The sequence below is a fragment of the Rhodovulum bhavnagarense genome, from assembly GCF_004343505.1.
Classification (GTDB): domain Bacteria; phylum Pseudomonadota; class Alphaproteobacteria; order Rhodobacterales; family Rhodobacteraceae; genus Rhodovulum; species Rhodovulum bhavnagarense.
The window spans coordinates 99,050-106,548 of record NZ_SLXU01000010.1 but is presented as its reverse complement, the minus strand read 5'-3'; the positions used below and the strand labels follow the sequence as shown (position 1 = coordinate 106,548).

Annotated in this window: 9 protein-coding genes, 1 tRNA gene and 1 pseudogene; 6 read left to right on the top strand and 5 right to left on the bottom strand. The window is 65.2% G+C overall.

Going from position 1 to position 7,499, the window contains the following annotated elements; genetic code table 11:
* Window positions 1-56: 56 nt before the first annotated feature.
* On the bottom strand, window positions 57-587 hold the full coding sequence (locus EV663_RS10965) for a MurR/RpiR family transcriptional regulator (protein WP_132951846.1): 531 nt from the start codon (window positions 585-587) through the stop codon (window positions 57-59).
* Between the two features lie 98 nt (window positions 588-685).
* Between EV663_RS10965 and EV663_RS16060 the strand changes: the two are divergent.
* Both EV663_RS16060 and EV663_RS15850 read left to right on the top strand, forming a co-directional pair.
* Window positions 686-895, top strand: a pseudogene (locus tag EV663_RS16060) (enoyl-CoA hydratase-related protein); the annotation flags it as partial.
* Window positions 896-914: 19 nt separating this feature from the next.
* Window positions 915-1,328 carry a hypothetical protein gene (locus tag EV663_RS15850; RefSeq protein WP_243697944.1) on the top strand — a complete coding sequence of 138 codons (414 nt, stop codon included), beginning with the start codon at window positions 915-917 and terminating at the stop codon, window positions 1,326-1,328.
* Between the two features lie 344 nt (window positions 1,329-1,672).
* On the opposite strand, the gene EV663_RS10950 is transcribed toward EV663_RS15850, so the two are convergent.
* From EV663_RS10950 to EV663_RS10935, 4 genes are all read right to left on the bottom strand, one after another.
* Window positions 1,673-1,749, bottom strand: a tRNA-Arg gene (locus EV663_RS10950).
* Between the two features lie 74 nt (window positions 1,750-1,823).
* Entirely contained in the window at window positions 1,824-3,233 is a 1,410-nt protein-coding gene (locus EV663_RS10945; protein WP_132951843.1) for a sensor histidine kinase, read from the bottom strand.
* 25 nt (window positions 3,234-3,258) lie between these two features.
* A complete protein-coding gene (locus tag EV663_RS10940) occupies window positions 3,259-4,671 on the bottom strand; it encodes a dihydrolipoyl dehydrogenase family protein (RefSeq protein WP_132951842.1) in 1,413 nt (470 codons plus the stop codon).
* 3 nt (window positions 4,672-4,674) lie between these two features.
* Window positions 4,675-5,400: a TVP38/TMEM64 family protein gene (locus EV663_RS10935; RefSeq protein ID WP_132951841.1), complete on the bottom strand. Its 726-nt coding sequence runs from the start codon at window positions 5,398-5,400 to the stop codon at window positions 4,675-4,677.
* A 289-nt stretch (window positions 5,401-5,689) separates the two neighbouring features.
* Between EV663_RS10935 and rpmH the strand changes: the two genes are divergently transcribed.
* From rpmH to ttcA, 4 genes are read left to right on the top strand one after another with little or no spacing between them, the layout of a single operon-like run.
* Entirely contained in the window at window positions 5,690-5,824 is a 135-nt protein-coding gene (gene rpmH, locus EV663_RS10930; protein ID WP_132951840.1) for a 50S ribosomal protein L34, read from the top strand.
* 23 nt (window positions 5,825-5,847) lie between these two features.
* Window positions 5,848-6,261 (top strand): ribonuclease P protein component, encoded by a 414-nt coding sequence (rnpA, locus tag EV663_RS10925; RefSeq protein ID WP_132951839.1) that lies wholly within the window; start codon window positions 5,848-5,850, stop codon window positions 6,259-6,261.
* A complete protein-coding gene (gene yidD / locus EV663_RS10920; protein WP_132951838.1) occupies window positions 6,258-6,494 on the top strand; it encodes a membrane protein insertion efficiency factor YidD in 237 nt (78 codons plus the stop codon). The genes rnpA and yidD overlap by 4 nt, the downstream gene beginning before the upstream one ends.
* The gene (ttcA, locus tag EV663_RS10915; protein ID WP_132951837.1) at window positions 6,494-7,351 is read left to right on the top strand and encodes a tRNA 2-thiocytidine(32) synthetase TtcA; all 858 of its coding nucleotides are present in this window, start codon (window positions 6,494-6,496) and stop codon (window positions 7,349-7,351) included. Before yidD ends, ttcA begins: the two co-directional genes overlap by 1 nt.
* Window positions 7,352-7,499 lie beyond the last annotated feature (148 nt).

Below are 7,499 nucleotides of genomic sequence, written 5' to 3'. Positions count from 1 at the left end.
CGAACGGCCATCCCCAAAGCCGGCTCGACGAACTGCTCCCGTGGAATTTCCGGCCGTCAAGCTGAAAGCCGGGTGACCGTCAGACGACGCTTACGGGCCATCCGCGCCACGTAATGGAAGTAATAGGCCAGCGTGTAGCTGGCCCGCGTGGCGGTGACATAAACGTTGCGCGCCGCGGTCAGATCCTCCGTCACCGCGGCGGCTAGTTCCGGGCGCAGCAATTGCAGCGAGCGCCCGACGATGTCCAACTCGTTGCGCGCCACCCTGGCCTGCGCCGCGCCCATCGGCCCTGCGGCGGCCATCCGGCGCAGCCAGGTCTCGCCGCTGTCGCTGTCGTGCCGTTCGACCAGGGCGGTACGGAAGGCGGCGCGCAACGCGTCGAAACTGTCGAAGCCCAGGTGCCGGGCCAGCCGGACCAGCGTGTTGGGGCTGACCCCGATCTTTTTTGCGCTGGCGCGGATCGGGTCCAGGCCGAAATCGTTGCCATTGTCGACAACATATTTGGCCGCCGCCTGCATGCGGGGCGGCAGAGTCTCGATCTCATCGACAAGGCGCGCGCACAGGCGCAGTCGCAGCGTGGCATCCATGATGAAACACGGACATTTGTTTTTCAAACTTCCAATGAAAAACCTTTGTGTCTTCGCGATCCTATGGGGGATCGGACAGGAAACGCGGAACACCCCCCATGACATACGAAACCCTCCAATGCGAAACCCACGGCCCGGTGGCCGTGATCAGGTCCAACCGGCCCGACCGGCTGAACGCCTTGGTGACAGGGCTTTATGCCGAAACCCTCGCAGCCCTCGATGCGTTCGCAGAGGACGACGCGATCCGAACGATCGTTCTGACCGGCGCGGGCCGAGCGTTTTGCGTCGGTGAAGACCTCAAGGAACACGCCGCCCGTAGCCTCTTGCGTGAACCCGGTCGATGTTGCCGGCGGCACCGATGCCGATCCGGGGCTTTTTGCGACCTGCGCCGAGGTGATCCTGCAGGATGCCGGTGTCGACCTTCTGCTGACCGTAGGCATGTTCGGGGGCTATGCTGAACGTTTCGATACCTCGCTGGGCAAGGCGGAACAGGCCGCGGCGCGGCGGTTGGCCGATATCGCCGCCAAGACGGGCAGGCCCCTGATCGTGCACAGCGTCTATGCGGGGCTTGGCACCGCGCCGCTGATCCTTCACGCCGAGCGCGGCGCGACAACGCACCAGATCGCCGCATGGAGCGGGCATGAATCCCTGAAAGAGGTTGAGCGTTACACGAAGAGGGTAAACCGGCGCCGCTTGCTGACACCGAGTCCTTCGGTCCTGGAGACTGGGGAGTTCTTCTGACCAGTTTCATCGACCGACCGCCTTTTAGGGGGCCCACCACGTTGTGGTGGGCCCTCTTCGTATTCAGAACCTCACGTGGAGGTTCGCGATCAAATCAGAAAGCGCGAGGTTACCGAAACAGGATGATCGTCAGATCGAAGCCCCAACCGCCGCCATTTTCGACGTGCCCGCAACAATCTCCGGCCGTTACAAAATGGCCACGTGCAAGCGAATTTCTTATCCGCGATTCCACGCCCAACAGCGGCCCTCACGGCACGGAAGAGGGGGAGCATTGTCTAATGGCTGAATGGCCTTAGACAAAAACGGCAGAAAACCGTTGTTTTTAAATAGACTTTAGAGGGGAGTGGCGCGCTGGGGAGGATTCGAACCCCCGACCCCTTGATTCGTAGTCAAGTACTCTATCCAACTGAGCTACCAGCGCGTGGGAGCTTTCGTCTATCGCCGCGGGCGGGGCATTGCAAGGGGAGAATTTGCATTATCGCAGCACGGCCGGATTCACCCTGGCGAAAGGGTCGCGCCGAGCAGGGTCGCGCCCTTTGGCAGGCGGATGGCAAAGACGGTGCCCTCGGCCCCGGTGCGCACGAGTTCAAGCCGCCCGCCATGCCCGCGCACCAGCTCGGCCGAGATTGCAAGGCCCAGACCCGTGCCGTCCTTGCGCGTGCCGCCCTGGAACGGCTGGAACAGGTGTTCGCGCGCCTTGGGCGGCAGGCCGGGGCCGGTATCGGCGATGCGGATGGTCCAAGTATGTTCGTCTTCGTCGGCCTGGATCGCGATCTCACCCGGCCGGGCGCTGGCGGCGATCGCTTGCCGGGCATTGCGCAAAAGGTTCGACAGAATACGGTATAACTGTTCTGGATCGGCTCGGAGCGTCAGGCCGGCAGGCACATCCTCGGCAAAGCTGATATCGGCATCTGCCGCCGCCATCCTCTCGGCCTCTACCGCCTCGGCCACGATCGGGGCTAGCGAAAGGCGTTCCAAGCGCGGCGGGGGTTCCTGCGCGCGGCCGAACGTCAGTGTCGTCTCGCAAAGATTCACCGCCCGGCTGATCGAGCCGACAAGCTTGGGCGCGGCGCGCATCACCGAAGGATCGTCGCTCATTTCCATCCGGTCCGCGAAAAGCTGCGCAGTGGACAGGATATTGCGCAGGTCGTGGCTGATCTTGGCAACCGCGCTGCCCAGTTGGGCCAGCCGGTCCTTCTGGCGCAGCGCGGCGGTCAACTCGGTCTGAAGGGTTTGCAGCGTCGTCTCGGCCTCGCGCAATTCGCGCACGCTTGCCCGCGGCGTGATGATCCGTCGGTTATCCTCGGGTGCCTCGGCATAGACCTGCATCGCCCGGACCACCCGCTTGATCGGAACGACCAGCAAACGCCGCACCGCCAGAAACAGCAACAGCGCCGTCAGGACCGAGATCACCGCCGACAGCAAAAGAATGCGCAGGCCGTATTCGATCATTGCCGCACGCAATGGCGCGGTGTTCATCGTGACCTCGATCAGTTGTCCACCCTCGCGCACCGGCGCGCCGATCACACGGATGATGCGCGGGGCCGGATCGACGAGCCGGTGCAACGCGTCGGAAACCAGCTCGAGGGGGCCTGCATCGCGCAGGTCGAAACTGTCGCTGATCGCCTCCGGGATCGGCGAGGACAGCATCAGTTCGCGCGCCTCGTCGCGGCGCAGCACGACGTTGTAGACGCCCGCATTTTCCAAAAGTTCTGACTCGAGCCCCTCCTCGATCATCTCGTCCGTGGTCAGAACCGCAAGCGAGGCGATCTGCGCCCGTTCCAGCCGCGACAGCAGGAAATCGACGCGGAACCGCGCAACCGAGGGCACGAAGATCAGCACCTCGGCAAGCATGACGAAGGCGACAGTCAAGAGCAGGAAACGCCCGGAGAGTGAATTCAGCACCATCGTCGCCTCAATCGCCCGCAGGCTAGGGCAAGAGGGTCTGAACCAGCCGCACCCCCCGTTTCACCCACGGGTTTTCAAACAGTTTGGGAGAAAAATAGGCACCCACGACGCGCTTGTTAACCTCGGAAAGCGTCGGATAGGGCGCAACCATGCCGGCAATGGCACTCATTGTCATTCCATTGGCAAGGGCCAGCGCCCACGGGGCGATCAATTCCCCGGCCTCGGGCCCGGCGATAGAGACGCCGATCGGCCGCCCCTTGACCACCATGACCTTGATAAGCCCCTTGGCCTGGCCGGTGGCGATCACCCGGTCATTCCCGGCGAAATCGAACCGGGCAACGCTCAGCGCGCTGCCATGCGTTTCGCGCGCCTCGGCTTCGGTCGGGCCGATCTGGGCAAGCTCGGGCTCGGTATAGGTGACGCGCGGAATGTGATCAACCCGCGCGCGGGCGGGCAGTCCCAACAGGATCGGGCGGATCACCACCCCCGCCTGATAGCCCGCCAGATGGGTGAATTGCGCGCCACCCGCCGCGTCACCGATGGCATGGATGCGGCGGTTGGCGGTGCGCAAGTCGGGACCTAGAATGAGACGCCCCTCTCGCATCGTCACCCCCGCGGCATCTAGGTTCAGCCGCTCCAGCGCCGGTTTGCGCCCGACCGCGACCAGAAGGTGCGACCCGGCAAACACCCCGCGCCCCGTCTCGACCGTGATCGCTCCCTCGCCTCCGCCGACGCGCGCAACCTGCGCGTCCTCCACGATCTCGACCCCCTCGGCGCGCAGGCGCTCAAGCACCAGCGCGCGCAACTCGGGGTCTTCGCGCCCAAGCGCCTTGCCCCTCTCGATCAACGTCACCCGCGCCCCCAGCCGGGCATGGGCCTGTGCCATTTCCACCCCGACGGGGCCCGCCCCGACGATCAGTAGGTGATCGGGGCAGTTGCGCAGATCGAACAGCGTCTCGTTGGTCAGGAAAGGCACCTCACCCAGGCCGGGGATGGGCGGGACCACCGAACGCGCGCCGGTGGCGATGACGTAGCGGCGGGCGCGAATCACATCGTCGCCGACGGCCAGTGCCCGGGGGCCCGTAAACCGCCCCCAACCCAGGATGACCTGCACGCCCAGCTCTTCGAATCGGTCCACGCTGTCATGGGGTGCGATGGTGGCGATCGCGTGTCGAACATGTCCCATCACGGCCGCGTAGTCCACTTCGGGCGCCATGCCCCGGATACCACAGCCCCCCGCACGCATGGTTTGCGCAGTCCTTGCAGCCGCCAAAAGCGCCTTTGACGGCACGCAGCCATGGTTCAGACAGTCGCCGCCCATCTTGTGGCCCTCGACCAGCACCACCCGCGCGCCCATCTGAACCGCCCCCGCAGCCAGCGACAGCCCGCCCGAACCCGCGCCGATGATACAAAGATCGGTTTTGACAATCGCCATCGTCTACCTCTCCTGCCGGATCGCCCTGACCAGGATCGGCAGCGCCGCAAGCGCGGCCAACGCCAGCAAAGGCCCCAGGATCCGCGGCTCGAAGATGAGGCCCAGGTCAGGCCGCGCGCCGCGGGCAAGAACCTCGCCAAGCCCTGCCCCCACCCACGTGTAGACAAGCGCGCCCGGCATGATCCCGAAAAAGGTGGTGAACGCGAATCGTCCCAGCGACACGCCAACCAGCGCGGGCAAAAGGTTGGCGACGAAGAACGGCACCACGGGCACCAGCCGGATCACGAAAAGCACGGATAATTCATTCGCGCGCAGCCCCTCCCTGAGGCGCCTGATACGCCCCTCGCCTGCATCGATGCGAGCGGATAGCCGCGCTCCCAGCCCCCAGCGCGCAGCAAGAAAGATCACCACCGCGCCAAGGCTCGCCGCCGTGACGTTGTAAAGAACCCCGGGGAACACCCCGAACAGGAACCCCCCGGTCAGCGTGGCCACCATCGCCCCCGGGAGCGAAAACGCCACGATCACGACATAGGCCAGCACGAATCCCAGCACCGCCCCCCCGTAATTGGCATCCCGAAACGCCAAGAGTATCGCGCGATTCTCGGCCAGCGCCTCGAAAGATAACCGCTCGCGCAGCATGATCGTCCCGAACAGCGCAACGGCAAGGATCACGATCAGTGGCAACCGCTGCCAGATCCCGCTCCCGTCATGTCGCCGCGTATCGTCCATCGCCCCCTCGCCTCTCGGCCTGCGCGCTTTCGCCATAAGATGCAGCCCGCAGGCCCTTTGGAAAGGGCACTCACGCCGGGTTCATCGGAAATTGAGACATGACCTCCCGCCACGCCTGCCGCGCCGACGTTTCGCGCTGGCCCTCCGCTCCAGTCGCAGGCGCGATTCAAGAAAAGCACCGCTGACGAATTGACTTCGCCCTGCCAAGCCCCTAGTAAGCGGGCTTCGAACACAATGGGGCCGTCGAATCCGCACAAGGGTCAGGCCTGATCTGACGGAGCGAAGCGCGATGAAACGCACCTTTCAACCCTCGAACCTGGTCCGCAAGCGGCGCCACGGTTTCCGCGCGCGCATGGCCACCAAGGCCGGCCGCAAGATCCTGAACGCCCGCCGCGCCCGCGGCCGGGCCAAGCTGAGCGCGTAACTCCAGCGCCAGCGTTTGCGATCATGACATCGCCGGGCGCAGGTGAGGTATCCGACAGGCCGGACACCGCACCTGTCGTACCGGCGATGTATTCTGTGCAGATACTGCGAAAGCGCAGCGATTTCCTTCGCGCGGCCCATGCCCGGCGGCAGGGAATGCCAGCGTTCATGCTGCAGGCCCGCCAGCGTGCCCCGGACGAGGCCATCGGTATCCGCGTCGGGTTCACCTGTTCGAAAAAGGTCGGCAATGCGGTCGCGCGCAACCGCGCCAAGCGACGCTTGCGCGAAGTCGCGCGTGCCGTGCTCCCGATCCACGGGCGGCCGGGCTGGGACTATGTGCTGATCGGCCGCCGCGACACCACCGCAACGCGTGACCTCGCCCGGATGCAGGATGACCTGCGCCGCGCCCTCGCCAAGGTCCACGGAAACAGCACATGACCCCGCTCGCCCGCCTTTTGGCCCTGCCGATCCGCGCCTACAGGCTGGTGTTGAGCCCCTGGATCGGGTTCAACTGCCGCTATCAGCCCACCTGCTCCGCCTATGCGCTGGAGGCGCTGGAAAAACATGGCGCGATCCGGGGCGGCTGGATGGCGGCCAGACGCATCGCGCGCTGCAACCCCTGGGGCGGCTGCGGCTACGACCCGGTACCCGATCCCAAGGACAAGCGCTGATGTTCGACAATACCGACGACATCCACCCGATCTTCGAAGGCGCGCCATCCTCCACCGAGTTCAAGAAGCTGCGCAAGCGGATAGTGCGCCAGACCCGCGAGGCGATCGAGCACTACGGCATGATCGAACGCGGCGCGCGCTGGCTGGTCTGCCTGTCGGGTGGCAAAGACAGCTTCACCCTGCTCGCCGCGCTGCACGAGCTGAAATGGCGCGGTCTCTTGCCCGTCGACCTGCTGGCCTGCAACCTCGACCAGGGCCAGCCGGGTTTCCCCGCAACCGTCCTTCCCGAGTTCCTGACCCGCAGGGGCGTGCCGCACCGGATCGAGTACCAGGACACCTATTCCATCGTGATGGACAAGGTGCCCCAGGGCCGCACCTATTGCGCGCTCTGCTCACGGCTGCGGCGCGGCAACCTGTACCGCATCGCGCGCGAAGAGGGCTGTTCGGCGGTGGTGTTGGGCCATCACCGCGACGACATCCTCGAAACCTTCTTCATGAACCTCTTCCACGGCAGCCGGCTGGCCACCATGCCGCCGAAGCTCGTGAACGAGGAGGGCGATCTTTTCGTCTACCGCCCGCTGGCCCATGTGGCCGAGGCCGATTGCGCCCGCTTCGCCCGCGCAATGAACTACCCAGTCATCCCCTGCAACCTGTGCGGCAGCCAGGACGGGTTGCAGCGCATGCAGGTCAAGGCATTGCTCGACCAGTGGGAGGCCAACCACCCCGGACGCCGGCAAAAGATGTTCCGCGCCCTGATGAACGCGCGCCCCAGCCACCTGCTCGACCCCAAGCTCTTCGATTTCGCGGGGCTTTCGCGCGGCACGCCACCGGTGGAGAACGATCAGACAAGCCCCTGATGTTTCTCCGGTCGTCCCGTCAGGATGATGGGTATTTTTTCCAAGAAGAAAGGCCATGGACCTTCTTCTTGGCTCAAATACCCCCGGCACGGAGGGCGCCAGGCGCGCGCAATGCAGGCAAGGGAGGGCGTAAGCCCCATGCGTCGGG